This window comes from Myxococcales bacterium (assembly GCA_016712525.1).
In the GTDB taxonomy this organism is placed as follows: domain Bacteria; phylum Myxococcota_A; class Polyangia; order Polyangiales; family Polyangiaceae; genus JAAFHV01.
Window position 1 is genome coordinate 1,792,317 of the sequence record JADJQX010000001.1, and the last position, 25,284, is coordinate 1,817,600.

Consider the following 25,284-nt stretch of genomic DNA (forward strand, 5'->3'; position numbering starts at 1 on the left):
AACCCGCATCGGCTCAAATTTCTTCCCGTGAGCCGCTCTCGCCTCGTTCGCGTGGCCTTGGGCGTGCCCGAACGATCCCGCGCCGACGGCTCCGCGCCACTTTCCCCCTCTCTCGGGCTCCTCTTGCTCGGGTTCGCGGCGTTCGTCGCGCTGCTCCTGCCCGAACGAGGTGTCGGTGACGGGGCCGAGCTCTCCGTGATTTCGCGTGCCCTGGGAGCTCCCGGCGCGTTCGTGACCAAGCCGCTCGAGGGCCCGTTGCCCGTCGCTTTCGTCGCGACCTGCTTTCGCCTGACCGCGCGTTACGGTCTCCTCCTCGCGCGCGTCGGCTCGGCGTCGCTCGTGGGTGCGGCCATCGCGGCCACGTTCGTGGCGACCGCGAGGCTCGCGGGGCACCGGGCAGCCGTGTTCGCGGCCATCGTGCTCGGGACGTCGCCCGTCACGATCTCGCTCGCCGGTACGGTCGAGCCCGACGCCGCCACCCTCGGGTTCGGAGGCATCGCCTTCTCCGCGGCGCTGCTCGTCGCGCACGGGGGCCTCTCTCCTCGTCGGATCTTGGTGTGGGCGAGCGTGGGGCTCGCCGCCGTGGTTGGAGGTATCGCGACCCGAGGTGTGCTCGTGGGCGCCCTGCCGGCGTTGGCGCCCCTCCTCGTCCCCAGCGAAGGTAGGTCACGGTGGGCCCGCGTCGGTGTCGTTTTGGTCGTGGGGATCGTCGCCGGCGTGGGCGTGGCGCTGCTCCCGAAGGCCGAAGGCAGCGCGGTCACGTTCGAGGCGCCGCTCGTCAGGCTCGGTCACGTGCTCTTTCCGTGGAGCCTCTTCGTGCCGCTCGTCGTCGCCAAGCTCGTGCGCGAACGAGGTGGCACGCGCCATACGCTCGCGTCGTCGGTGCTCGCGGGTTTCGGCGTCGTCGTGCTCGTGGACCTCCTCGCGACGCGCTCCGGGGCGAGCTTCGTCCCGGCCTGGCCGACCCTGCTCGCCGCGGGCGTCGGGCTCGTCGCGAGTGAGCCAGGAGGCGTCCGGCCGAGCGCGATGGTCGCGGCCTCGGCGATCACCCTGCTCCTCGGTCGCGACGCCGCGAGCTTCCCGGAGCATGCGCTCGCTCCCTACTCGGGTGTGCCGCTGCCCGCTTCGGTGATCCCGAGGCTCGCGCTCGTCGTGCCGCTCGTCACCGGTCTCGCCGTGCTCGGCATGCTGGGCCACGGGGTGCTGCGGCGCGTGCAGCGTGGCTCCTCGGCGGGCGCGTTCATGGTGGCGGCAGGCTCGCTCTCCGCGATCGTCCTCGTTCTCGGGCATCACCGCGCCGTGGCCATGGCGACGAGCTCGTCGTCGGTCGTCGCGAGCTACGTCGCGCGTCGGACCTCGCGGTCGCGTCTCGGCGTGCTCGACGTGCCCAAAGCTCACCTCGGCGCGCTGGGCGTATCGGCCGACGCGGAGCTCTCGAGCGCGGAGATGGCCGCGAGGTGGCTCGTCGAGGATCCTTCACGGTGGCTCGTCGTTCGCCGAGAGCGGCGTGTCGAGGTGTCGGCGGCCTTCCGCGCGCTCGTGGGCCGCAACGTCCCCGAGGTCTCCGATGGCCACGAAGGGGCGCTCCTGCTCCTCACACAGGTCCCCGCCGGCCGCCGCTCGAGCCCCCTCGACGATGTGGTCGGCTCTCGCCTCCCGGACGGGTTCACGCCGCTCTCGGCTTCGTTCGACGTCTCCGTCGATGCGCTCGGGATTCGTCTCCGTGACGGGCGCGGTCGAGCCGTCACGGCGCTGTCGCCTGGCGAGTCCGGGATCGTCGAGGTCGCGTACCGAGCGCGTGCGGCCGTTCCGCCCGGGTACTGCAGCTTCGTGCACGTCGACACGGCGCCCGTGCGAGCCACGCACGAAGACTCGGTCATCGCCGACTATCCCATGCGGTACTGGCGCGAGGGAGACGTCGTCGTCGTCGCTCACCCGATCGTGGTGCCTCGAGGCGCGAGGCCGGGGCGCGCCACGGTGCTCTTCGGCCTCGGCGTGAGCCCCTGCGCGGACGACCGAAGGTCTCTTGTAACTGTTGGTAATCATGTCGGAAATCGTGTCGTTGGAGGGGTGCTCGATGTCCGCTGACCTGCGCTCTCGTGGCCTCTCGGCGCTGGTCGCCTCGATCGCGTTCGTCCTCCTCGTCGCGGCCTTCACCGTGCCCGTGCGAGGAGCTCTGGCCGCGCCCGCTGCGGTCGTGTGCGCGGTCGTGTGCGCCCTCGCCGTCGTACGAGTCTTCGTCGTCTTGCCCGAAGGGGCCGTTTCCGTCGACGTGCGGTCGGTGGTCGTGCTCGTCGGGGCCGCGTGTGTCGGTCTCCAGGTCTCTCTCGTCCTCGCGGTGTCGGGGCGGCTCGGTCCCGTGGGGGCGGGCGCGCTCGTCACCCTCGCCTCGCTCGGTGTCGTCGCCGTACTCTTCCACGCGCGGGACCTGGCCTGCGGGCGCCGCCGTGGAGCCTTCGTCCGAGATCCGCTCTTCTTCGGGACGGTGCTGCACGTGCTCGTCCTCGTGCCCATGCTCGGCGCCTTCTCGCTCGTCGATCCGTGGGAGACGCACTACGGCGAGGTCGCCCGGGAGATGGTCGCGCGCCGCGATCCCCTGTCGCCGTTCTGGGCCAACGAGGGCTTCTTTCGTACGAAGCCCGTGATGGAGATGTGGCTCCAGGCGGCCTTCTTTCGCGCGACCGAGGTCGACTGCGCGTCGGGCAACATGCTGCGCGGGAGCGCTTCGGCCGCTGCGGCGCCCGAGTGGGCCGCGCGTGCCCCGAACGCGGCGCTCGCCATCGTGGGTGGGCTGATGCTCGCGGCAGGGGTCGCGCGTGCGTACGGGAGACGCGCGGGCTTCTTCGCGCAGGTGATCTTGGCGACCACGGCCCACTACGCGCTGCTCGGGCATCAGTCGACCACCGACATGCCACTCGTCGCGTCCATCTCCGCGAGCTTCGGCGCGCTCTCGGTGGCCATCACCCGCGCTTCGAGCGCCGCGCCTGCGCCGCGCACCGTGCGCCTCTTCGGTGTGGAGCTGCCGGCCGCGCCCCGCACGGCGTTGATGGTGCTCTTCGTCGCGCTGCTCGTCCCCGAGCTCGCGCTGCTGGTATCCCGAAATGTAGGCTTCGAGCCGGGCCTCGCCCTCGTGCACGCCGATCGTGTCGTGTCCGGCTCGGCGGGAAACGAAGGGCTCCTCGGGCAGGTCCCGCACCTCGTCACTCGTGTGGCGTATCCGCGTGCGGCTCCAGCGCTGCAGGCGCTCGTCTGGGCCGGGCTCGCGGGCGTCGTGCTCGTGTGGCTCCGAGGTCTCGAACGCCCGCGTGAGGCTTGGGTGGGCCTCGCGTTCGTCGCGGCTTCGGTCGGCACGCTCGCCAAGGGGCCCGCGGGTTTCGTGTTCCTCGTCCTCGCGGTCCTCGTCCTCGCCGTCGTGGAGCGCAAGGCGGCTCCCGCGCTGCTCGGTGCCGCCTTCGTCGGTGCCGCTGCCCTCGCCGTGCTCGTGCTCCCCTGGTTCTGCGCGATGCACCTCCGGCACGGGCGAGCCTTCACCGACGAGCTCGTGATGCGCCACATGATCGGGCGCACGCTCGAGCACCTCCACGACACGAACCAAGGCGAGGACACGAGCGCGCGCTACTACCTGTGGCAGCTCGGGTACGGCCTCTTTCCCTGGGTGGGCATGGCGCCCCTCGCGTTGTCGGGCCCGGGCTCGCTCGTGCGCTCGTGGCGCCGCGACGCCGTGCGCCTCGTGCTGCTCGTGTGGGCCTTCGCGGCGTTCACGTTGGTGACCGTCATGAAGACCAAGTTTCACCACTACGTGTTCCCGGTCGTTCCCCCAGTCGCCGCGCTCGTGGGCATCGAGCTCTCTCGCCTCGGGCGCGGGCCCGCGGAGCGCTCCGCGCCGCGCACGTGGTTCGTCGTTCTGGGGGCCGCGATCACGTTGGGCGTAGGGCTCGACCTCGTCGCCGGATCGCCTGGAATTCCCGGGCGAGGGCAGGCGCGGCTCCTCCACTTGTTCACGTATCTCTACACACGGAGCTGGCCCGAGACGCTCGACTTTCGCGCCCCCCTCGCGCTGTTCTCCGCGCTGGCGGCGCTGTCGACGCTCGCCGTCGCGTGGGAGAAGGTGAGGCGGGTCGCCGCGCTCGTGCTCGTGGGGACGTCGCTCGCGTTCTCGGTCTTCGTGCTCGACGTATACCTCGTACGTACGGCTCCCCATTGGGGGCAGCGTGGTCTCTTCGTGCGAGCGAACGCCGAGAACGCCGAGCGTGACGAGCCCGTCATCGCGTTCCAGATGAACTGGAAGGGAGAGAACTTTTACGCGGGAAACCGGCTCGCCATCGTGCTCAACGACAGCGCTCGCCTTCCGCCGTACCTCGAGGGGCGCCGCAAGCTCGGGCGGACGGAGCTGCTCGCCGTGTGCGAGCACGGGAGAGTCGCGGAGCTGCGCGCCGTGCTCGGCGCCGCGCCGTGGGACATCGTGCCGCTGACGACGCCTGCCGAGAACGACAAGTTCGTGCTCGTGCGCCTTCGGGCGAGGAGGTAGGGGCCAGCGCGGATCCGCTCCGAGCACAGCCAGCACAGCCGGTGGTGCCTACGAGCACGGCCGAGGTTAGGACGCGTGCTCGCGCGAACGCCGCGCCTCGGGGAAGAAGCCGAGGTCCTCCGCCATGGTGAGCCACGCCGAAGCCTCGTCGGCGGTCCCTGGAATCTCACCCGCCGAGATCATGGCGGCCAGCGTCGCGGCGGCGCGCCCGTTTCCGAGGTAGGTCGCGCGCTCGTAGTAGCTCGCCGCGCGCTCGTAGTCGGGTTGCCCCTTGGCGCCCGAGGCGTACGCCGCTCCGACGTTGTAGAGTGCACGCGGATGGTTCGCCGCGGCGGCGCGTTGGAGCCACGCCTCGGAGAGGTCTGCGTTCGCCCGCACCCCGAGCCCCCGGGCGTAGAGCACCGAGAGCTCGAACATCGCGTCGGCGTTGCCCGCCTCGGCGGCGCGTGTGTGGCTGATGGCGGCCGCCACCCCATCGCCGAGCCGAAAGAGCAGGAGCCCTCGGTAGTAGAGCTCGCACGCCGTGAGCTTCGGCACGGCGTCGAACGCCGCGAGGACCCGCCGCATGACCTCCGGGGTCGCCTTCCTCGCGACCTTGACGGCGCGCACGAGCGCCGCACGGTCTCCCTCGTCGACGTCGAAGAGGAGCCGGTCCACCTTGGCCTCGCGCACCGCCGCATCGAGGGTTCCCGATTCGAGCACGAGGGACGGGCGAGGGTCGTCGCGGTGGGGGTTCGCGTGCATCGGTCCTCCGGAGGAAGTGGGCCTCTCGTGGACGTACGGCAAAAGAACGCGCGACCTTCCCGCGGCGAGCGGCGATCCCTCGCCTACATGGGGGGTGAAGTAGGCGTCCCGCGCCTCCGAGGAGATCCGGCCGCTACTGGGGCGCCGACAGGACGGTCGTCGTCCCGCCGCCGGCAGGGGTGCCCGTGTCGAGGACGAGCATGGTCACGAGTGACGGGCCGTTGCTGCCGGCGTTCGCGACGCTGACCCGGTAGTTGTGGTTGGGCACCACGGTGTTCAGGATCACGATGGCGCTCGCGTCGGGGCCGTCGTCCTTGCCGACGAGCTGCGAGGTGGTCAAATCCTCGACGGCCAGGTCGACGTTTCGCGCCCGTGAGTCCGCCCCCGCGAGGACGATGGTCGGGCTCTTGACGAGGTTCAGGCCCGCGAAGCTCGTCTTCTCGTTCGGCTTGAGCACGGTCGCGTAGAATGACCAATTGCCCGACTCGTGGAACGAGAGACCGCCGCGCTGTTGCACCGCAGGGGCCTGCGCGATGCGGCCCGCGCCGGCGAGCACCTTCGAGAACGACTCGACGATGTTCTCGCGAGGCACGTTGTAGCCGCCCGAGCGCATCGACGCGACCGCGACGAAGTTCCCCCCGAGCTGCGAGCGCGTGAGCACGAGCCGTATCTCGTGCACGCCCGTCGCCTTCGGTCGAAACTTCACCACGGGCGTCCTGTCGGCGCTGATGTCGGCGGCGACGGGCATGCCGTTCGCGTCGAGCACGGCGAGGTCGACGTCTTGTGCGCCCGAGGAGCCGCCCCCGAGAAGCACGTACTCGTGGTCTTTCGAGAACGTCTGCCGCATCTTGATCGTCTGGCCGGCGCGCACGTACGCGCCCAAGATCGACGAGCTCTCGACGCTGAATCCGAATTGCGAGCCGCTCTGGAGCTTCTGCGCGGCACCCGCGACGAGGCCGACGGCCTCGGCCATGTACTTCCCGGGGAGCCACTCTCGGTTGGCGGTGGGCGACGGCGGCGGGGTCGGCGGGTTCGGTCGCGCGGTCGGCGGCGGGGTCGGGGTCGTAGGCTGCGACTTGAGCGAGCTCCCGCTTCCGTTCCCGTTGCCCTGCTCGGCAAGGGCGGCGGCGAACCCACCGGGCTTCGGAGCGTCACTCGAAGGAGGCAACGTCGACCCCGAAGGCTCCTGCGAAATAGGCGAGGGCGACGACCGCGGGAGCGAGCTGCCCGGGCCATGGTGCGGGACGCTCGAGCCTCCGCACCCCACGAGGAGACCGAGCGTGACGAGGCACGAGAGAGCAGCGGGCGTCGAAGTGCGCATCTCTTCAGTTCACCTTCACTTCGCGTGTCGCGCAAGCCTCTCTTCCACGGGAGGAAGACCACGGAGCGAGCAGCCCGCAGCCCGTTCGCGTGCCCCCGCCGGCGAGCGCACCTCGTGCGAGGGTGCCGCACCCGCGATCGACGAGCGCGTTGCCGGTTGACGCTCGTGTCAGGTGCGTCGCGAAACGCGAGACGCAAGACGGCGCCGCGAACGACGATCGCACGACGGACGGCTTGAAGGGGCGAGCCCGTGGGAGGTATGTTGGCGAGATCATGAGAAGTCTCACCTTGCGCTCGACATGGCCTTGGATGGGGGGACTCTCGGCCTTGCTCACCGGATACGTGGCGTGCGTCGACTACATCGAGCCCGCCCCCTTGACGCCCACCCCGCCCGTGGAGGTCGTCCTCGACGAAGACGCCGAAATCCCGCGTTCTCCGGCGCCCGAAGCCGGCGGCGAGCCCCCTCGCGACGCGAGCCGCCTGCCCGACGCCACGGACGCCCAGGTCGTCTACCCGGTGCCCCCTCCGCTCACCGGTGGTCATGTGTACTATACATACGATAGGCACGTCCACCGCATCGCGGCGACCCCGGGCGCGGTACCCGAGAACATCTCGACCGCCTTGGACCGCTTCGGCGCCGCGGGGGAAGACGTGCGCATCACGGCGAGCCGCGACTCCCGCTGGATGCTCCTCGACAGCGAGCGGTTCGGCGGCTGCACCGACACGTGCCTCGTGCTCGTGCCGAGCGATCTCTCGCGGGTCGAGGTCGTGCGGCCAGGCGGTCGCGCGTTCACGCCCGAGGGCATCTCCGCGATCAGCGCCGGCACCGGCGCCCTCATCGTGTACCCCGCGGTCGGCGGGCCTCACATGGTCGATCTCTTCGCGACGCGCCGCGAGGGGGGAGGGTGGAGCGCGCCCACCTTGCTCACCGGAGCCTCGACCTACCCCTTCAACAACATGCCCGCCCTCACGTTCGACGGCACCAAGGTCACCTTCGACTGCGGGCAGAATCCCTTCCCCGAGACAGGCAACAACGACGCTTGCGAGGTGGGGGTCGACGGTGCCGGGTTCCGCCGCCTGGCGTCGTCGAACATGCTGCCGAACGCGCGCCAGACGCACGTGCAGAACCCTCACTGGGGCCTCGACGGTCTCCTCTTCGAGGCGGCGTGGCCGGTCGACTCCGGAGATCCTCAGGTCGTCCTCCGCCCCGAGATCATCTGGCGCCTCCCGGGGGATGGTGGTCTTCCCGTGCCGCACCAGCGCTTCGACAACTCCGTGGCGCCGTGCACCATGCCCGACGGGCGCTACGCGTTCCTTTGGCTCGGCAGCCCGAACAACGTGAACGGCGACCACGAGCTCGCCGTCTCGAACCGCGAGGCCACCTCGGCGTTCGTGCTCACGCCCAAGGTCGACGTGACCGACATCGGCATCGGCTGCGCCGACTGACGCAGAGGGCAGACCGCACCGCCGAATCTGTCGCGTTTGTTGATTCGAAGAAATCGCATTTTATTTCTTGACCGGGCGAGGGGCCCGAGCTAGAGATGAATGGCCGGCCCACTTCGGCCGTCGGAGACCCACCATGTTCACGCTTCATTCGACCCAGCTCGCCACCACGTACGAAGGCCTGTCCTTCGTGGGCGGTCGCGCGTTCGGTGCGAACGGCAGCGTCGGCATGGGCGCGGCCTTCGGGCCAGCGCTCCCGTGTGGCAAAGCCCCGAAGGCGGGCCCCGTCACGCGCGATCGGCGCTTCAATCTCGAGGGGGGCCACTCCTAGGCGGATTTCGACGTTCCTGAGGGACGCAGTCGAGGCCGCCCGGGATCCCCCGAGGCGGCCTCCGGCGTTTCTGGAGCTCTCCTCCTCGGTTCACGGCCTCCCCACCTCCCTCGGTCCTCCCTCCTTCCCATCGGTCCAGGGGTCCTCCGCTTCCCTCGAGGCCAGGGGGCACCCGGTCCGCGCGCGCTCCGTCTCCCCAGGGGAAAGGCGCCGACGACAGGGGCCCACCGGGCCCTGCGGTCCCCTTCGCTCCGCCAGGTAGGTGGCGGCAAACAATCGCGATAGTTTCGGTAAAACAAACGTAGTTCTTTGCCCGGGGCGCACGCCGAACGGTTCGGCACCCGGCTTTTAACCGGAGACCCGAGGGTTCGACTCCCTCGCGCCCCACAACGGGACCACGCCCTCCCGCGCGCCGCCACGCGCGGCACGGGAGGGGTGCGCCCGCCTCCACGATCGACGACGGGCTCGTGGCGCAGAGGTAGCGCACCTGGCTCTTACCCAGTGACGCGAGGGTTCGACTCCCTCCGAGCCCACTCCGGCCGATTCGCGCGCCGACGACCGGCACCCGTGTGCCCGCCGCCCCCGCGAGGCCCCCAGATTCCGCACGCCCTCGGTGCTCCGCTCTTTGAAAACCGAAGCCAACGAAACGCGAGGGAGCAGCCCTCCTTCGCGTCACGTGTGCGGCAGCGCCGACTCTCCATTTGCGGAATGGCGCGCGCTGCCGCACACGACGATATTCCAGTGTCGCCTAGTGGCAAGGCGCCCGGTTGTTAACCGGTACTACGGAGGTTCGATTCCTCCCGCTGGAGCCAGCCTCGGCGTGCACGAGGTGAAGAGGGTCGCGAGCTGGACGCAGGATAGCGCTCGTTTGAAACACGAGAGAACGTGGTGCGAGCCCACGGTGACCCACCTCTCTTCGAGAATTTCGTAAGTCTACATTCAGGGGCCGTAGCTCAAGAGGAGAGCAGCCGGTTTGCACCCGGCCGATGCGAGTGCGATTCTCGCCGGTTCCACCAGGGTCGACGTCCGAACGTCGGCTCGTCATCTCCTCGTCCCGATGGATGGGCGCCGGTCTACGAAGCCGGACGTCGAGGTTCGATTCCTCGCGGGGAGACCGCGCCCTTCGGGGCGCTCGTGCCGGCGACTCGCCGGTTCACTGGCCGTGACGCGCTTACGAGCGGCGTGTCGCGCGCATTCCACATTACGGCTCGGAAAGGAGAACGATCATGTCGAACAAGGCACTCTTCGGTTTTGCGGGCAAGGCCTCGCCCGCGACGGCCATCAACGAGGCCGGGGGGAAGGCGTACGCGTTCTCCGCCGAGCACGCCCTCGCCCAGCTCACGGTCACGGGGACGCTCCACAACACCTTCTATGCGAACGCCGAGGATCAGCTCGACAAGGTGCTCTCGCTCGCGGCCGAGGTGTCTCCCGAAATGGTGGCGAAGACCGCGATCTACTGTCGCGAGAAGGGCTTCATGAAGGACGTTCCCGCGCTCCTCGTGGCCTACCTCGCGAAGCGCGACACGCGCCTCATGAAGCTCGTCTTTCCGCGTGTCATCGACACGGGCAAGATGCTCAGGAGCTTCGTCCAGATCGTGCGCTCGGGCCGCGTGGGGCGAAAGTCTCTCGGTACGGCGCCCAAGCGCGCGGCGCAGGGGTGGTTTCACGGCAGGTCTCCGGAGGCGATCTTCCGCGGATCGGTCGGTGCGCAGCCCTCGATGGGGGACGTCATCAAGCTGGTTCGACCGGCTCCGACGAAGGCAGACGGCTCGAAGGACGCGGCACGTGAGGCGCTCTACGGGTACCTCATCGGCAAGGCGATCGACGAGACCGCCCTGCCCGAGACCGTGCAAGCCTTCGAGGCCTTCAAGAAGGCGCACGGCGAAGGCACGAAGGTGCCCGAGGTGCCGTTCGAGATGCTCACCGCGCTCGAGCTCACGCGCGAGCACTGGGCGGCGATCGCGAAGACCATGTCGTGGACGCAGACGCGCATGAACCTGAACACCCTGCTTCGAAAGGGGGTGTTCGAGGACGAGGCCATGGTGGCGCTCGTCGCCGAGAGGATCCGTGACGAGGCGCTCGTACGCAAGGCCAAGGTCTTTCCGTACCAGCTCCTCGCCGCGTTCAAGGCGGCGAACGGCGCGATGCCGAGGGCGATCACGAACGCGCTCCAGGACGCGCTCGAGACGGCGACCGAGAACGTCCCCGACGTGCCGGGAAAGATCTTCGTCTGCCCCGACGTCTCGGGGTCGATGCAGAGCTCGGCGACGGGCCATCGTGGGAGCGCGACGAGCTCGGTGCGTTGCGTCGACGTCGCGGGGCTCGTAGCCGCCTCGTTCATGCGCAAGAACGAGGACGCCGAGATCGTACCCTTCAGCGACGACGTCGTGCCGCTCCCGCGGGCCTTGAACCCGCGTGACTCGGTCATGACGAACGCGCAGTACCTCGCCTCGCTCCCCTCGGGGGGCACGGCGTGTGTCGCGCCCCTGCGTCACCTGAACCGGGCCGGAAAGAACGGCGACCTCGTGGTCTTCGTCTCCGACAACCAGTCGTGGGCCGATTTCCGCCTCGGTGGGCCGGCTACGCGAGGGACGCCGATGGCCGAGGAGTGGGAGCGATTTCGTGCGCGAAACCCGCGCGCGAAGCTCGTGCTGATCGACATCCAGCCCTACACCCACACACAGGTCGCGAATCGCGCCGACGTCCTCAACGTCGGTGGGTTCAGTGACGCCGTCTTCGAGGTCGTGTCGCTCTTCGCCAAGGGAGAGACGACGGGCTTCGTGGACGCCATCCGAGCCGTCACTCTGTGACGTGCTCGCGGCCGGGCGGGGTACACGGAGACGTCCGTGTGCCCCGCCCAGGGACCGCGCCATCTCCGGGACACCGGCGTGGTTCGACTCCACGCGATGGCGCTCGGCGAATGCCCGTGAGGACTACACCCTTGCAATGGTCGAGGTCGCAGGTTCGAATCCTGCCGGTATTGCTCGCAGCACCGTAGCTCAGCCCGGATAGAGCGCGAAAAACGTCCTCACACCTCTTGTCGCCGTCTTCTTTCTCACACATACACACACTCTCTCTCTGTTCGCCCCGGCGGGGACCTCCCCGCCCCGGCGGGCTCCCCGTCGCGGATCGCGCTCCAGCAGCCTTCTGGCGCCTCGGGCGGCACGGTTCGACTCCGTGCACGTGGGACCCGGCGAATGCCGTGAGGACTACATCGGTGTCGCGGGTTCGAATCCCGCCGACTCCTCTCTATGGGGTCGTAGCTCAGGCTGGTAGAGCACGCTGTCCTCACCCTCCCTCGTCGCCGAATTCCTTGCCACCTCCTTGGGAGGGATCACCCCTTCGTACGGCGTGACGTTCTCGGTTCGATTCCGAGAGGTGGCTCCGCGGTGAATGCCGTGAGGACTACATCTACCCATAATGCTCGTCCTCGCTCTCCTCGTCACCGCACTCTTTCTCGTCGTCCAGGTCGTGTTTTGCGTCGATGGTTCAATAGGAGAATTCCGGGGCGCCACCTCGGAGATCCGGGTGCGATCCCCGGTCGACGCTCCGGTCGAATGCCCGTGGGGGCTCCTTACGGTTGGCCCGCCGAGAGGCGGGTGAGGTTCAAATCCTCGCAAAGCCTCCACTCCCTTCGTCGACCTCCGTTCGTGGTGCGGCCTCTCGTCGCGCCACTCCCCTGGGTGTAGCTCAGCCTGGTTTCAAGAGCGCTCGGTCCGGAACCGAGGGGCCGCAGGTTCGAATCCTGCCACCCAGACCATCTTCCGTCGAGCGCGAATCCGCGCGCTCGAAGCTCCAACACGAGGAGGGCCCCATGCCCCGCGAGATACCCAAGTAGCGAAAGACGGTGAACCCATGCGCACGCTCCTTTTGACCCCGTGGATGTCGCCCCACCGAATCATTTCGTGGGAGCGCGCCGTCGTGCTGCTCGTGCTCGGCAAGGTCGACGTGATCTCGGCCTACGAGGACGAGGTGCGTGGTCCGACCCACGTGCTCCCCACGCCGTCGATCGTGCGCATGAAGAAGGGTGGCCCCAGGAACAAGCCGGTCGTGCGCTTCTCCCGCGTCAACGTGTTCACGCGCGACGGATTTCGCTGCCAATACTGCGGCGAGAGGCTCCCCGTCCGCGAGCTCAACTACGACCACGTGGTGCCCCGCTCGAAGGGGGGCAAGACCACGTGGGAGAACATCGTGACGTCGTGTTATCCGTGCAACCTTCGAAAAGGTAGCCGCACGCCGGAAGAGGCCGGCATGACCCTCGCCAAGAGGCCCGTCGTGCCCAAGTCGCTCCCCGTCGCGTCGGGGCTCCGCTTCACCACGAGAGACGTGCCCGAGACCTGGGCCCCGTATTGTCAGGGGCTCCTCGGGAACGCGGTCGTGTCGTGAGCGTGCACCGCGTGAGCCGTGCGGCCCGTCGCGCCCCGAGACGCAAAACCGGGGCAACTCTCTCGAGGTGGCCCTGCCATCTCTCTCCAGGGCGTAGCTAAGCAGCCAAAGCGTCGGCTCGGGGAGCCGGAGATCGCAGGTGCAAGTCCTGTCGCCCTGACCGTGGAACGTTCGAACAACAAAGGAGAATACGTGTCATGAAGCTCTGACCGCGGCCTTCGCCGCAAATCGTGCTCGAATGTCGGTGCGAATCCATCCGTAACTATAACGGTCCTAAGGTAGCGACGTCCTGTCTGTCCGGCCCCGCGCAGGCGTGGGTCCGGTGAGGGAATAGCGAGCTTCGAAGCCCTCGGTGCACGAACACCGAGGGCTCGCGCCGGGAAACCGGCCGAAGCGAGGGAACGTAGGCCGGGGTCTCACGAGGCCCCGGTCGACACGCCGACGGTCGCCCATCTCTCGTCGAGCACGAGACAGTCTACTTTTCGCACGCTCCGACGGCCCGGCGCTTCTCGCCTACGTCGGGGCGCTCGGTTGGCTTCGGTTTGGCGTCCCAGAACGACGACGACGCGCCGCACGTGGTCGTGGGCGCGTCGCAGGGGGGCGAAATCGGCGGACGAGGCTCGCGCGTTCGGCGGGCCCTTTCGTCACGCTCGCAGGCTCAGGCGCTGCAGGGATCGGAGGACGTCGAGATCGGGTGAGCGTCCCCCGTGGGGGCGAGGATCACGTGCCCAGCCTCGAGCTTGGGCGTGTACACGGTCGCCTTGCCACCCGACACGATGGTGACCTCGGGCTTGGCGCCCGCCTTCACCGACCAGGTGGCCGACGTGGTCACGAAGTCGCCCTTTTCGAAGTCGAAGGAGCGGAACGTGGCCTTTCCGCCGGCGGCGAACGTCACGTCGAAGAGGTTCGCCACACCGGGCTTCGGGCCGAACATGGTCTTACCGACGAGCGCCTTGTCGAGGCCGGCGAAGGTCTTCGTGTCGAGGGCGCCGGACACCACGTCACCGAGCAAGCTCGGCGCGAGCACCTCACGCGCGGGTGCCGCGTACGGGCTCGTCTTGTAGACGTCACGGAAGGCCGGACAGGTGGCGACCGCCTCCTGGAGCAGCTCGCCGACGGCCTCGTGGGTGGCGTCGACCGACGACTTGTCTTTGGGGTTCGTGACCGGCTCGCAGACCTTCTTCGCCTTGATGGCCTTGGCGGCGTAGACCGCCAGCTCGTACTTGCGGAGCGCCGGCGTGTAGCTCGCGCCGCAGCTCTGCTTCGACGCCGACGTGATGTCCGCCTCGGACTCGTCGATGGGCGCGTCGGTGGTCTCGACGGCGGCGGTGCACGCGACGGAGGCGAGGGCGAGGGAGGCGAACGCGGCGAAGGCGAAGGTGCGCATGGGAAGGCTCCTGAAAGGCGGGTTCGTCGACCGATAGTGAAACAATCGTGCCACGTTGGCCTACATGTGTGCACCGAGTGATTTCATGTAGTTACGGTGGATCGGCGGGCGTTGGCTCGTGGCCGTGGTGAGGGTGCGATCCATCGCGTGCGATCCAGGGGCCCGGCGCCCGTGGGACGTCCGGTACCATCGGAGGGTGGAGCCGAGCGCGACGACGACGCCGACGGAGGTCGGGCACTACCGCGTCGTGCGGCCCATCGGGCGGGGGGGCATGGGGAGCGTCGTGCTCGCCCGTGACGTGCGCCTCGGTCGCCTCGTCGCGCTCAAGTTCCTTTCGCAGGATCTCCTCGGCTCACCGGAGGTACGGGCGCAGTTCGACGTCGAGGCACGGACGACGGCGAGCCTGTCTCACCCGAACGTCGTGACGCTCTTCGACGTGGGGGAGCACGACGGGCGTCCATGGGTCGCGCTCGAGTACATCGAGGGCAGCACGCTCGCGCAGCGCCTCCAGAACGACTGGCCGAGCGTGCCCGAGTCGGTCCGTATCGGCCTCGCGATCGCGCGGGCCATCGAGGCCGCACACGCCGCGGGCATCGTGCATCGCGACCTCAAGCCGGCGAACGTGCTCCTCGGTGTCGACGGGCGGCCGCGCGTGGTCGACTTCGGGGTGGCGAGGTTCTCGTCGCGTCGGTCCGACGTGCCGCCAGCAGACGACGGCGCCGGAGAGGGCCCCCTCGGGATCTTGGGGACCCCGAGCTACATGGCGCCCGAGCAGTGGGACGGCCGCGACAGCCCCGCGACGGACGTGTGGGCCCTCGGGCTCATCCTCCACCTCCTGTTCGCGCGGTCGCAGCCGTTCCGGGATTTGGACACGGTTCGCATCGTCGCCAAGATGAACGAGCCCGACCCCGTGGTGGTGTCGCCCGAGCTCACGATCGTCGCGCCCGAGCTCGCGCCTCTCGTGGTGCGGTGCCTCGCGAAGAGCCCCGCGGCGCGGCCCACCGCCTCGGAGGTGGTCGTCGCGCTCTCGGCCATCGAGGCGCAAAAAAGAGCCCCCAAGCCGACGGAGAGCCCGTTCCGTGGTCTCTCGGCGTTCTCCGAGAAACACGCGCATCTCTTCTTCGGAAGGGAGGCCGAGATCGCGGGCTTCGTCGAGCGGCTGCGGCATCGCGGCACGCTCGTGGTCGTCGGCACCTCGGGAGCGGGGAAGAGCTCGTTTTTGCTCGCCGGCGTCGTCCCGCGGCTCCGAGAGGGCGCGAGGCACCACGTCGTCGTCGTGAGGCCGCAGGCGAGGCCGCTCCGTGCGCTGGCCGAGGCCCTCGCGGGAGAACGGCGCTCGCGCGACACCGACTCCTTGGCCGAGCGCGACACCGTGGTCGAAGGGGCTAGGGCGCGCTCGACCGAGGACACCGGAGCCGAGGTCGACTCGGTCGCCGACCTCGAGGCGCGCCTCCGCGCGAACCCCGATGTCCTCGCGGTCACGCTCGCCGAGCTCGCCGTCGAACGCGACGCGCGAGTGCTCCTCGTCGTCGATCAGCTCGAGGAGGTCGTGACGGTGACGCAGGACGTGGAGGAGCGGCGCGCGTTCCTCGACGCGCTCGGCTCCGCGGGCGCGGAAGCGAACGAGCCGGTTCGGGTGGTGATGACGGTGCGCGACGATTTTCTCGGTCGGATCCCGTGGGGTAGCTTCGCGCAGCGTGTGCTCTCCGGCGTGGTGCTGCTCGCGCCACCGGAGCCCGACGCGCTCCGCGAGATCGTCACGAGGCCCCTCGAGGCCGCGGGGTACGCCTTCGACGACGCGACGCTGCTCGACGACATGGTCGCCGAGGTCTTCGGTGAGACCTCGTGTCTCCCGCTCGTCCAGTTCGCGCTCAGCCTGATGTGGGCGCGTCGTGACGAAGCTCGGGGCCTCCTTCTGCGGTCGGTCTACGAACGCATGGGAGGCGTGGGAGGGGCGCTCGCGGCCCACGCCGAGGACGTGCTCTCGACGCTCGGCCCGACCGAGGTGGACCTCTGCCGCGGCATTCTGCTCGGGCTCGTGACCGACCAAGGCACACGTCGCGCGAGACCGAGGATTGCCCTCGTGGGGGGCCTCGCGGACGGGGCGGACGCCCTCGTGACGAAGCTCGTCGACGCGCGTCTCCTCTCGGCGCAGCGCGGCGCCGAGGGCAACGTCGAGCTCGCGCACGAGTCGCTCACACGTGTGTGGCCGAGGCTCGCGCGCTGGATCGAGGAGAGCCACGAGGACCTCGCGCTGGCGACGGACCTCGTGACCGCGGCGGAGCGCTGGGATCGCCGAGGGCGACGCGCCGACGAGCTCTGGGAGGGCGACGCCCTGAGAGACGCCGTGAGGTTGCTCTCGCGAGGGACGTCGAAGGTCTCGGGTGTCGCCGTCGCGCTCGTTCGTGCGTCGGAGGCCCGTGAAAAACGCCGTGCGCGTCGTCGTCGTGCCGTCGTCGCATCGATGCTCGTGGCGGCCGTGCTCACGGCGATCGCGTCGTCCATGGCCGCCTGGGCCCTGAGGGAGCGCCAGCGCGACGCGACCCTCGCCGCGCTCAAGGCCGACGACGCCCGCGCCCGACTGCTCGAGGAGCGAGCCCTCGCGAGCTACGCGTCGCTCGAGGTCCACGACGCTCGCGCTCAGCTTCGCGCGTCGCTCGAGTCGCGTGACTCGCTCGCCCTCCGCAGCCTCTCGCAGAAGCTCGCGCGGGATCCGGCGCTGCTCCGTGTGCTGGACGAGGAGGTCACGTACGACGCCCACATCGTCCCCTCGGGTCGTACCTTGGTGACGGCGCGACAGGCCGGCCTCGTCGAGCTCGTCGACACCGTGACGCTGGAGCGACGGCTCCTTCGGGGGCACACCGATCAGGTGCTCGCCGTGGCGACCCTCGCCGATGGTCGGGTCGTGTCGGCGAGCTGGAACGGCGAGCTGCGGGTATGGGACTCGAGCACCGGTGCCAGTCGCCTGCTCCTGAAGCGCGCCGGGTTCTACGGTTTCGCCGTGCGGGGCACGATGGTGGCTGTCACGAGCGACGGGGTGGTCGACCTGCTGACTCCCGATGCCCCTCCGCGCGTGGTCGAGGCGCCGGTCTCGAGGACGTTCGGCATCGCGTTCGAGCCGAGCGGTGAGCGCCTCTTGATCGGGGGAGAGGACGGCAGGGTCCTCGCGCTCGACGTCGCGACCGGTCGCGTCGTGCGCGCGAGCGAAAAGGGCTCGCCTGTAAGAAGGGTCGCGTTCGCCTCGGGACGCTTGCTCGTGATCCGACGGAACGGGACGATGTCGGTGCTCGACGCCGCGACCCTCGCGTCCGTGAGGGAGATCGCTGCGCACGAGGGAGACGCGCGCGGGCTCGTCGTCGCGGGTGATGGGCGTGTATGGACCGGAGGTCTCGATCGACGAATCGTGGCGTGGGATCTCGCCACCGGTCGTGAGCTCGCGTCGCTGCCCACGCGTCTCTCGTCGGTCACGCAGCTGACGGTCGCGCCGGACGGGACCACGCTCGTCGCGTGCGGCCTCGGCGGCGCCGAAGTTTGGGACCTCGCGCGGTTGGGGACGAAGCCTCGAAATCCGGCCCATCCCGACGTGGTCGTCGACCTCCACTTCTCCGCCGACGGCAAGTCGCTCGTGTCTGCCTCGTACCGCAGCATCCTCCGGTGGGACGTGGCGACGGGTGTACCGAGCGCCCGCGTCGTCCGAACGTCCAAGCGCGGCCGGGACATCGCGGTCGACGAGAGACACGGGATCGTGCTGGCGACGGACGAGCGCGGCGGAATGAGCCTATGGGAGATCGAGAGCGGGCGCTTCTTGGCGACCCTCGGATCGCACAACGTCATGCCCATCGGTATGGCCTACGCGGCGGAGCACGATCTCGCCGCCGTGGGGACCTCCGACGGAACGGTGCTCCTCTTCCAGCCGGGCGCCCGAAAGCTCGTGCGCGAGGTCACGGCGTTTGCCGCGGAGGTGAGAGGGCTCGTGTTCTCTCCCGACGGAGCTACCCTGTACGCGGTCGGGACCGACGGTACCGTCGTCGCGATCGCCGTGAGATCCGGCGCCGTGACCCCGGTGGCTCGACACGAAGGGCGTATCCTCGGGCTCTCCGCGTCTCACGACAGGAGAGCGCTCCTCTTGGCCGGACAAGACGGCGTGGCCGCGCGCCTCGATCTCGCGACCAAGACGGAGACCGTGCTCGGGAAATTTCCCGGGAGGCTTCCGCGGCTCGTGGCGTCACCCGATGGGCGTACGGTCGCCGTGCCGTCGTCCGACGGAAACGTGTATCTTCTCGATACTGTGACGGGGCGGCGTAGATCCTTCGTCGGCAATCGGAGCGAGGTGAACGTCGTGGCGTTCGACCCGTCGGGAAAGATCCTCGCCGTCGGGGGCGACGATCACACGGTGCGCCTCTTCGACGTCGAGAAGGGCGAGCCTCTCTGGCGGCCCGATCCCGCCTTCGTCGATGCCGACCCCGGAGCGGCCCCTGCGGGGAAGTCGGATTCGGCGATCCGGTACACGAAGCCGCTCGACGGCCTCGGGGCGGTGGTCGCCTTCGAGAATGGAACTGTCGAAATTCGTTCGGAAAAGGGCGCTTCGGTGAGAACCCTTAGGGACACCCCGAGCAGGCCCTCGACCCGCGTGCTCGCGGGCCCGCTCGGGACGCTCGCGCTCGGCTTCGAAGACGGCACCTTCGGACTTTGGGACACGGCGATGGGGCTCGCGCTCGACCGGGTGACCCTCCACGGCGCCATCGTGGGCCTCCGAATCGACGCGAGCGGGCTCCGAGGGACGAGCGAGCTCGGGGACTCCGCGACCCTCGAGCTCGGCGCGCTCTCGAAGGACTATTGCGAGCTCTTGGCGGAGGTCCGGAAGGACGTGCCCTACGTGTGGCGCGACGGTGCCATCGCGCCCGAGCCTCGTGAGCTCCCCTGCCGCAGACCGTGAAGCGCTCGCGGCCTACGCCGTCAGGGCCAGGTCTCGGGCTCTCCCGATACGGTGGCGAGCCATCGCCAAAGGCGCTCGCGTTCGGCGGCCGTGTCGCTTGCGCGTGTGCTCGAGAGCTTGTGGATCGCGCGCACCCGGCGGTCGAGCCAGAAGCGCCCTGTCGTCGTAGAAGGGAGACCTCGGCTCGCGGCGAGCCACACGAGCGTGTCGGCACCTTCGTTCGGGGTGCGGAGCAAGGGGCGGAGCATCGCACGAAACCTCGGGAGCGAACGCGCGACGCCAGGCGTGTCGGCCCAACCCGGGTGCATCGCGTGGACGACGATCCCACGGCTCGCGAGGCGCTCGGCCAGCATCTCCGACAGCGTGACCTGCGCTCGCTTCGCGCGTGCATACGCGACGACGCCGTCGTACCCGCGGTGGGGCATCTCGAGCCTCGAGGTGTCGAGGGGCTCCGCGTACATACCCCCGGAAGAAACCCAGAGCACACGGGCCGGCGGGCGCGAGGACCCCGCTCGTTCGAGGCACGGGAGGAGCGCCCGCGTGAGCACGAGCGGCCCGACGACGTGGCTCGCGACTGTGGTCTCGATTCCCTCGGGAGAGACGGTCCTCTCGGCGTCGAGCGCGCCCGCGTTGTGGACGAGCACGTCGACCCGCTCGTGCCTCGCCGCGATCTCACGGGCGACCCGCCTCATGTCGTCGAGGTGGCCCGTGTCGCCTCGCGCGATCGTGAGGCTCGCGCCGGGGACGTCGTTCAGGATCGAGGTGCGCACGCGCGCGGCCTTCCCCTCGTCACGCGCCAGGATGCAGACGTGGGCCCCGAGCGCCGCGAGCCTCTGCGCGGTGACGAGCCCGAGCCCCGAGGTCGCCCCGGAGACGACCGCCACACGCCCCTCGAGGCTCGGGAGCGGCTCGGAGTCCCATGCGTCGAGCGACCGCCGCACGCTTGCGCCGATGCGCGTGAAGCTGCCCACCAAGGTTCCTTCGAGGGCGGTGTCGACGATGTCGGAGAACGTGGTCACGCTCCCTTCGATGCCGGAGCGGAGCGCGAAGCTCCAGCCGAATCGACGCTCGCGCTGCTACCGTGCGTTCATGCTCGGAAGCGAACGGAGCGCCATGACCGGCGTCGACCTCGACGACCTCGACCAGGACGCCCTCGACCGATTCGTGATCGAGCGGGCCCCGGAGCTCGTCGCTGCCCTGGGGCGAGACGACGCCGCGATTCGCCTCGGGCTCCTCGCCAAGGTGGCTCCGAGGCTCGCACCGACGCAGGTCGGGCTCTACGTGTTCGGCAAAGTGCCGCAGTACGTCGCGCCCGAGTGGGGAGTCGCGTGTGTCTCGTTCGACGGGCGCACGCTCGCGGACCCCATCGCAAGTCGGGTCGACGCCGAAGGGCCGCTCGCGGTGCTCGTGTCGAAGGCGCTCACGTTCGTCGACGAGGCGCAGCGTGGCTCGTCGGCGCGGTACTCCCCCGCCGTCGTCCGCGAGGTCGTGGTGAACGCCCTCGTCCATCGTGATCTCCGGAGGCCGAGCCGTGTCTCGGTGAGGGTGTTCGCCGACAGGCTCGAGGTGCACAGCCCCGGGGGGCCGCCCGAAGGCTACGCCGACCTCGACGACCTCGCGCGCGAAGGGGGCGTCTCTGCCCCGAGAAATCCACTGCTCGCGTCCGTGGCGAGGCGGCTCGGCCTCGGAGAGCAGCTCGGTCGAGGGCTCGTGCGGATCGTGACCGAGGGTTCGGCGGGGCTCGACGAGCGCGTCGAGATTCGTGTCTCGCCGAAAGACGTCCTCGTGTGCCTCCCCCCGGCGATCGCCAAAGGCCGCCCGCTCAGTTGACCGCGCCGAGCGCTCGGACTTCCCTCGTCGACGCGCGCGCGGCGTCGAGCGCGGCTATGGTCGCCCGTGCCTCGATGTGAGACACTGAGGCATGGCTACGAGTGGACGGCCGTCGCAGGCGAAACGGCAAAAAGAGATCGAACGCACGCAGCGCGCGAAACAGAAGGCCCAAGACCGCGAGCAGCGCAAGGTCGACAAGAAGAACCGCGCTCCATCCGAGGGTGGTGAGGACCCGGACATCGCGGGGATCGTGCCTGGGCCTCAACCCGTCGCCGACGACGACTGAGCCCTCGATCGCTGCGGCACCGACCGACGCATGAGGCCCGACGAGCGCTCGTTCGTCGGGCCTTCGCTCGGTCTCGGCACCGCATCTCCGCGGGTCAGTCGACGACGCCGGTGACGTAGCTCTCGTGCATGGTGATGCCCTTCGTCGGGAGGTTCAGCCCCGAAACCGTGCACAAATAGTCTTTGAAGTTGTACTTTACAATGGAGCCCGCGAAGGGCTCCCGGCCGAGCGAGGCGTGGTCCCCCTCGTTCGTCGCGGGCTCGCCGAGGTCGTCGCGGAGCGTGCGTGTCACGGCCGAGAGCTCGCTCGCCGCGCGGCCCTCGGGAAGGTGCCACCGCCAGGTCGAGAGGCTGATCAGCGTCTTGTCCTTCACGCGGAACGAGAGCTCGAGCTCGTCGAGGTCGGCGGTAGACGCCGAGGCAGGGAGCGCCGATGCGGGCACACGAGCACACGAGTAGGTCGTGTTCTCCCGCGAGGCATTGCACGAGATGCCGTGCCGTTTCGCCCACGCCTCGACGTCCGCGAACGTCGTTTTGTCGAGCTCGAAGCCGAGCGCGTGACGTTTCGGAGCGAGCGCCGTGCCACGCGTCGCCACGATGGCCCGCTTCTGGCTCTCCTCGACCCCTTCGGGGGGAGCGTTGGCGGCGGGGCAGCCGCCGACCTTCATGAGGAGCGGCTTACCGACGCTCGTGTGCAGAAGGCCCATGCCCGCTACGGCGAGCAGACACGTGCCACCGAGCCCTACGAGAGCTCTCTTCACTTTTGCCGAGACGTTCGCCCGTTCGTTCGTGCTCATCGCGCGCTCCTCGTCCTCACTTCGTGGAAATCAGCCCCCGCCGCCCGCGTCGGTCGGGGGTTTGAAGTCTCCCGCGGGGGCTTGCGGGTCGACGACTTGACCCTTCATGCCGATGAGGACCGTCGCGACGGTCTGGATGTCCGCCGGGGCTACCTTGGCGGCGGTGAGCACGCCACCGGCGATCTCGATGAACTTGTCGAACGTCGCACCGGGGATGTGCAGGCGCTCGTGCGTGGCCTTCATGTCGCCGCGGCACGCGTATCCGCTCGGGAGCGTAAGGGGGTATTTCTCGGGGCCGCCCGCCGCCGCGGCGAGCTGCTGGGAGAGGCACTCTTCGATGTCGGCGGGAGTAGGCTTCTCCCCCTTGAGCTGAAAGAAGAAGTACGACTTGATGTTGTCGTTCTTCAGCTCTTCGACGACGATGGCTTTGACCGCGCCGCGAATGCCGTCGATCTTGCCGAGCCGATCGTAGAGCGTGCTCGCGGGGCCCGAGTCGGTCGGGGTCGTCCCGGTCGTGGTCCCGGTCGCCGTGGTGGTTCCCGTGGGCGCCGTTCCCGCGTCGGTCGTCGTCGCCGGGTCGTCGCTGCAGCCGGCGACGATCGCGCCTGCCGAGACGAGTGTTCCGAGCGCGACCGCCAAAATACCTTGTTTTCTGTGCATAAGTTCCTCCTGAGAGCCGTGTCGAGGAGGGCTACGCGCCGACCGGCGGGCCGGATCGCCGCACCTCGCGCTTTTTCGGGAACGAGCTGGTCGAGCCGGGAATTTCGGCGCGCGTGCGTGCGTCGTTCGGGGTCGGGCCGACCGGGCTGCTACCTTCATGGCCATGGGTAATCCTTCTCTCTCTCCCGTGCTCCCGTTCTGGCTGGGTCCCCTCGACGCCGATGGGCTCGCTGCCGCCGACAAGGTGGAGCGCTGGTTCGCCAAGTCGGACGAGCTCGACACGCTCGTTCGATCGACGTTCTCGGACGTTCACGCCGAGCTGCTCCGCGAGGGCCCGTCGTTCGTGCCTGACGGCTCCCGCGAGGCGCTCGCGGCGATCGTCGTGCTCGATCAATTCTCTCGCAACATGTTCCGCGGCACGCCCGCGATGTTCGCCACGGACCCGCTGGCCGAGGGCCTGGCGCGTCGCCTCGTCGACACGGGCGCCCACGAGGAGCTCGCGACGCACGAGCGTGTCTTCGTCTACATGCCCTTCATGCACGCCGAGCGCCTCGAGGCGCAAGAGGCGTGTGTTCGGCTCATGTCGGCCTTGGTCGAGGGCACTACGGGCCGCGCACGTGCGGCGGTCGCCTCGAACGTCCGCTTCGCCGAAGCCCACCGCGACATCGTCGCTCGGTTCGGCCGCTTCCCCCACCGCAACGCCATCCTCGGGCGCGTGTCGTCGGCCGAAGAGGTCGCGTTCCTCACCGAGCCTGGGTCCTCGTTCTGACGTGTGTAAGTGGCCGTATATGTTGAGAAATGAGGGAACGTGGCGAGGCGCTGTAACGCCGCGGCCTCGGGCGACCCGAGAGGGCAACCACGCCCGAAGGAGGCACCTTGCTCGCTGAACGCACACCATCCGAGGCTCTCCCTCACGCCCCGCCCGGCTTCCTCGGCTGGGTGAGCAAACTCGTCCGCACGCACCGCGCCACCCTGCTGGGCAACGCGCGTCGCCGTGGGCTCTCGGCCGACGACGCGCTCGACGCCGTGCAGGACGCCTTCCTCGTCTTCTTGCGGCTCCCCGAGGCTCGCGCCATGGGCGAAGATCCGACCTCGGCGCTCAAGATGCTCACGGTGCTCCTCCGGCACGGCACGATGAACCGCCGCCGCAAGACCCAACGGCGTGCTCGTGGCGACGCCGAGCTCGCCGCGGTGACCCAAGGCACGGACGAGAGCACCGACGAGCTCCTCGTGCGCGTCGAGGAGCTCGCGCGGGTGCGTGGCTGCATCTTGCGCATGGCCGAGCTGCAGCGTCGTGTCGTCGAGCTCTCGCTCGTCGAAGGGCTGTCTCACGACGGCGTCGGCGCGAGCCTCGGTATCTCGGAGGGGTACGCCCGTGTGCTCCTTCACCGCGCCCGCGCGCACGTGCGGGGCTGTACGTTCGACTACGAAGAATCGGAGGCCACCTGACATGTGGACGAGCTCGCGACTCTCACGCGCCCTCGGGATTTCGTATCCCATCGTGCAAGGCCCTTTCGGCGGCGGAAACTCGAGCCCGGAGCTCGCGGCGGCCGTGTCGAACGCCGGCGCGCTCGGCTCCCTCGGGGCGGTAGGCCTCGAGCCCGACGCGATCCGCGCCACGATCGACGCCATTCGGTCGCGCACGCCTCGGCCTTTCAATATCAACCTTTGGGTGCCCATCCCCGGCGAGGACGACGTTCGCCCCACCGCCGAAGCGCGGGAGCGGGCTCTTGGGCACGTTCGAGAGCGCTACCGAGCGCTCGGAATGGACGACCCCGCTCCGCGCGAGGACGTGCCCTTCGTCGAGCAGGTCGAGGCGCTGCTCGATGCGCGCCCTCCTGTCTTCAGCTTCGTCATGGGCATTCCCGACAAGGCCATTTTGCGTGAGGCCCAGCGGCGAGGGATCGTGACGATCGGGACGGCGACGACGGTCGACGAGGCGGTGCGCATCGAGGAGGCCGGGGCCACCGCGGTCGTGGCCTCGGGGAGCGACGCCGGCGGGCATCGTGGCTCGTTCTTGTGCCCGGTCGAAGCTTCGCTCGTGGGGACCATGTCCCTCGTTCCCCAGATGGCGCGCGCCGTGGGGATTCCGGTGGTCGCGGCAGGGGGTATCGCCGATGGGCGGGGCATCGCCGCCGCGCTCGCCCTCGGGGCCGACGCCGTCCAAGTGGGGACGGCCTTCCTCGTGACACCCGAGTCGGGTGCGCCGCCCGCGCACAAGGCGCTGCTCGGCACCGCGGAGTCTCGGTTCACGCGTCTCACGCGCGCCATCACGGGGCGCTACGCGCGCGGGATCGACAACGGGCTCATGCGGAGCCTCGAAGCGGCGTTGGGGGACGTGCTCCCGTATCCTGCGCAACACTTCCTCACGAGCGCGTTACGCCGTGCCGCGGGCGCCCAAGGGATTGCGGACAGCGTGGCGCTCTGGGCAGGGCAGAATGCCGCGTCGGCGCGCGCGATGCCTGCCGCCGAGGTCGTGGCCACCCTCGTCCGCGAGACCGACGAGGCCCTCGCGAGCGAGAGGCTCAGGCCGCGAGACGTTCACGGCGCGTGACGTCCACCAGGTAGGCCCGCACGCGTCGTGGGCCACGCAACCCTTGCACCTCGGCGGCGAACGGTTCGTCGTCCGCCGAGATG

18 protein-coding genes and 6 tRNA genes are annotated in these 25,284 nt (G+C 69.5%); 18 read left to right on the forward strand and 6 right to left on the reverse strand.

Translation table 11 applies throughout. The annotated features are described in order from the left end of the window. The first annotated feature begins 27 nt into the window (after nucleotides 1-27). Nucleotides 28-2,088: a hypothetical protein gene (locus IPK71_07645; protein ID MBK8213614.1), complete on the forward strand. Its 2,061-nt coding sequence runs from the start codon at nucleotides 28-30 to the stop codon at nucleotides 2,086-2,088. Beyond that, nucleotides 2,078-4,528: a hypothetical protein gene (locus tag IPK71_07650; GenBank protein ID MBK8213615.1), complete on the forward strand. Its 2,451-nt coding sequence runs from the start codon at nucleotides 2,078-2,080 to the stop codon at nucleotides 4,526-4,528. Before IPK71_07645 ends, IPK71_07650 begins: the two co-directional genes overlap by 11 nt. 66 nt (nucleotides 4,529-4,594) lie before the next feature. On the opposite strand, the gene IPK71_07655 is transcribed toward IPK71_07650, so the two are convergent. Then, the gene (locus IPK71_07655; protein MBK8213616.1) at nucleotides 4,595-5,272 is read right to left on the reverse strand and encodes an SEL1-like repeat protein; all 678 of its coding nucleotides are present in this window, start codon (nucleotides 5,270-5,272) and stop codon (nucleotides 4,595-4,597) included. A 133-nt stretch (nucleotides 5,273-5,405) separates the two neighbouring features. Next, complete coding sequence (locus tag IPK71_07660) at nucleotides 5,406-6,593, reverse strand: hypothetical protein (GenBank protein MBK8213617.1); 1,188 nt, start codon at nucleotides 6,591-6,593, stop codon at nucleotides 5,406-5,408. Nucleotides 6,594-6,865: 272 nt separating this feature from the next. Between IPK71_07660 and IPK71_07665 the strand changes: the two genes are divergently transcribed. The 10 genes from IPK71_07665 to IPK71_07710 all read left to right on the forward strand — a co-directional run bounded on the left by IPK71_07665 (nucleotide 6,866) and on the right by IPK71_07710 (nucleotide 12,912). Beyond that, the gene (locus IPK71_07665) at nucleotides 6,866-8,038 is read left to right on the forward strand and encodes a hypothetical protein (protein ID MBK8213618.1); all 1,173 of its coding nucleotides are present in this window, start codon (nucleotides 6,866-6,868) and stop codon (nucleotides 8,036-8,038) included. 133 nt (nucleotides 8,039-8,171) lie between these two features. Beyond that, the gene (locus IPK71_07670; protein ID MBK8213619.1) at nucleotides 8,172-8,366 is read left to right on the forward strand and encodes a hypothetical protein; all 195 of its coding nucleotides are present in this window, start codon (nucleotides 8,172-8,174) and stop codon (nucleotides 8,364-8,366) included. Between the two features lie 315 nt (nucleotides 8,367-8,681). Beyond that, a tRNA-Lys gene (locus IPK71_07675) sits at nucleotides 8,682-8,753 on the forward strand. Nucleotides 8,754-8,827: 74 nt separating this feature from the next. Next, a tRNA-Lys gene (locus IPK71_07680) sits at nucleotides 8,828-8,899 on the forward strand. A 204-nt stretch (nucleotides 8,900-9,103) separates the two neighbouring features. Next, nucleotides 9,104-9,178 (forward strand) — tRNA-Asn (locus IPK71_07685). 130 nt (nucleotides 9,179-9,308) lie between these two features. Beyond that, nucleotides 9,309-9,382: transfer RNA gene (locus IPK71_07690), tRNA-Ala, on the forward strand. Nucleotides 9,383-9,592: 210 nt separating this feature from the next. Then, nucleotides 9,593-11,176 (forward strand): TROVE domain-containing protein, encoded by a 1,584-nt coding sequence (locus tag IPK71_07695; GenBank protein ID MBK8213620.1) that lies wholly within the window; start codon nucleotides 9,593-9,595, stop codon nucleotides 11,174-11,176. Between the two features lie 869 nt (nucleotides 11,177-12,045). After that, nucleotides 12,046-12,126 (forward strand) — tRNA-Pro (locus tag IPK71_07700). Nucleotides 12,127-12,221: 95 nt separating this feature from the next. Then, nucleotides 12,222-12,752 carry an HNH endonuclease gene (locus tag IPK71_07705; protein MBK8213621.1) on the forward strand — a complete coding sequence of 177 codons (531 nt, stop codon included), beginning with the start codon at nucleotides 12,222-12,224 and terminating at the stop codon, nucleotides 12,750-12,752. 87 nt (nucleotides 12,753-12,839) lie between these two features. After that, nucleotides 12,840-12,912 (forward strand) — tRNA-Pro (locus IPK71_07710). 498 nt (nucleotides 12,913-13,410) lie between these two features. On the opposite strand, the gene IPK71_07715 is transcribed toward IPK71_07710, so the two are convergent. Then, nucleotides 13,411-14,139, reverse strand: a complete 729-nt coding sequence (locus IPK71_07715; protein MBK8213622.1) for a hypothetical protein — start codon at nucleotides 14,137-14,139, stop codon at nucleotides 13,411-13,413. A 196-nt stretch (nucleotides 14,140-14,335) separates the two neighbouring features. On the opposite strand from IPK71_07715, the gene IPK71_07720 reads away from it, so the two are divergent. Next, on the forward strand, nucleotides 14,336-19,075 hold the full coding sequence (locus IPK71_07720) for a protein kinase (GenBank protein MBK8213623.1): 4,740 nt from the start codon (nucleotides 14,336-14,338) through the stop codon (nucleotides 19,073-19,075). A 20-nt stretch (nucleotides 19,076-19,095) separates the two neighbouring features. Here the strand turns inward: IPK71_07720 and IPK71_07725 are convergent, their stop codons facing one another. Next, nucleotides 19,096-20,106 (reverse strand): SDR family NAD(P)-dependent oxidoreductase, encoded by a 1,011-nt coding sequence (locus tag IPK71_07725; protein ID MBK8213624.1) that lies wholly within the window; start codon nucleotides 20,104-20,106, stop codon nucleotides 19,096-19,098. A 58-nt stretch (nucleotides 20,107-20,164) separates the two neighbouring features. Here IPK71_07725 and IPK71_07730 point away from each other — a divergent pair, with 58 nt between their 5' ends. Next, nucleotides 20,165-20,905, forward strand: coding sequence for a hypothetical protein (locus tag IPK71_07730; GenBank protein MBK8213625.1), 741 nt, complete (start codon nucleotides 20,165-20,167; stop codon nucleotides 20,903-20,905). A 91-nt stretch (nucleotides 20,906-20,996) separates the two neighbouring features. Then, nucleotides 20,997-21,191 carry a hypothetical protein gene (locus IPK71_07735; protein ID MBK8213626.1) on the forward strand — a complete coding sequence of 65 codons (195 nt, stop codon included), beginning with the start codon at nucleotides 20,997-20,999 and terminating at the stop codon, nucleotides 21,189-21,191. 94 nt (nucleotides 21,192-21,285) lie between these two features. Here IPK71_07735 and IPK71_07740 read toward each other — a convergent pair whose 3' ends face one another. Together IPK71_07740 and IPK71_07745 are read right to left on the reverse strand one after the other, a co-directional pair. Further along, nucleotides 21,286-21,987, reverse strand: a complete 702-nt coding sequence (locus IPK71_07740; GenBank protein ID MBK8213627.1) for a hypothetical protein — start codon at nucleotides 21,985-21,987, stop codon at nucleotides 21,286-21,288. Between the two features lie 30 nt (nucleotides 21,988-22,017). Continuing rightward, nucleotides 22,018-22,647, reverse strand: a complete 630-nt coding sequence (locus tag IPK71_07745; protein MBK8213628.1) for a hypothetical protein — start codon at nucleotides 22,645-22,647, stop codon at nucleotides 22,018-22,020. Nucleotides 22,648-22,804: 157 nt separating this feature from the next. Between IPK71_07745 and IPK71_07750 the strand changes: the two genes are divergently transcribed. The 3 genes from IPK71_07750 (at nucleotide 22,805) to IPK71_07760 (ending at nucleotide 25,201) form a co-directional block, all read left to right on the forward strand. After that, complete coding sequence (locus IPK71_07750) at nucleotides 22,805-23,416, forward strand: DUF924 domain-containing protein (protein ID MBK8213629.1); 612 nt, start codon at nucleotides 22,805-22,807, stop codon at nucleotides 23,414-23,416. A 170-nt stretch (nucleotides 23,417-23,586) separates the two neighbouring features. Then, entirely contained in the window at nucleotides 23,587-24,096 is a 510-nt protein-coding gene (locus IPK71_07755; GenBank protein ID MBK8213630.1) for a sigma-70 family RNA polymerase sigma factor, read from the forward strand. 1 nt (nucleotide 24,097) lies between these two features. Continuing rightward, entirely contained in the window at nucleotides 24,098-25,201 is a 1,104-nt protein-coding gene (locus tag IPK71_07760; GenBank protein ID MBK8213631.1) for a nitronate monooxygenase, read from the forward strand. Nucleotides 25,202-25,284: the final 83 nt, after the last annotated feature.

Excerpts from the sequence above, each read along its gene's own strand:
- IPK71_07745 (MBK8213628.1), bottom strand. The coding sequence starts at position 22,647 with ATGCACAGAAAACAAGGTATTTTGGCGGTCGCGCTCGGAACACTCGTC.
- IPK71_07705 (MBK8213621.1), top strand. The coding sequence starts at position 12,222 with ATGCGCACGCTCCTTTTGACCCCGTGGATGTCGCCCCACCGAATCATT.
- IPK71_07760 (MBK8213631.1), top strand. The coding sequence starts at position 24,098 with ATGTGGACGAGCTCGCGACTCTCACGCGCCCTCGGGATTTCGTATCCC.
- IPK71_07715 (MBK8213622.1), bottom strand. The coding sequence starts at position 14,139 with ATGCGCACCTTCGCCTTCGCCGCGTTCGCCTCCCTCGCCCTCGCCTCC.
- IPK71_07730 (MBK8213625.1), top strand. The coding sequence starts at position 20,165 with ATGCTCGGAAGCGAACGGAGCGCCATGACCGGCGTCGACCTCGACGAC.
- IPK71_07750 (MBK8213629.1), top strand. The coding sequence starts at position 22,805 with ATGGCCATGGGTAATCCTTCTCTCTCTCCCGTGCTCCCGTTCTGGCTG.
- IPK71_07735 (MBK8213626.1), top strand. The coding sequence starts at position 20,997 with ATGGCTACGAGTGGACGGCCGTCGCAGGCGAAACGGCAAAAAGAGATC.
- IPK71_07695 (MBK8213620.1), top strand. The coding sequence starts at position 9,593 with ATGTCGAACAAGGCACTCTTCGGTTTTGCGGGCAAGGCCTCGCCCGCG.
- IPK71_07740 (MBK8213627.1), bottom strand. The coding sequence starts at position 21,987 with ATGAGCACGAACGAACGGGCGAACGTCTCGGCAAAAGTGAAGAGAGCT.
- IPK71_07670 (MBK8213619.1), top strand. The coding sequence starts at position 8,172 with ATGTTCACGCTTCATTCGACCCAGCTCGCCACCACGTACGAAGGCCTG.
- IPK71_07665 (MBK8213618.1), top strand. The coding sequence starts at position 6,866 with ATGAGAAGTCTCACCTTGCGCTCGACATGGCCTTGGATGGGGGGACTC.
- IPK71_07655 (MBK8213616.1), bottom strand. The coding sequence starts at position 5,272 with ATGCACGCGAACCCCCACCGCGACGACCCTCGCCCGTCCCTCGTGCTC.
- IPK71_07660 (MBK8213617.1), bottom strand. The coding sequence starts at position 6,593 with ATGCGCACTTCGACGCCCGCTGCTCTCTCGTGCCTCGTCACGCTCGGT.
- IPK71_07650 (MBK8213615.1), top strand. The coding sequence starts at position 2,078 with ATGTCCGCTGACCTGCGCTCTCGTGGCCTCTCGGCGCTGGTCGCCTCG.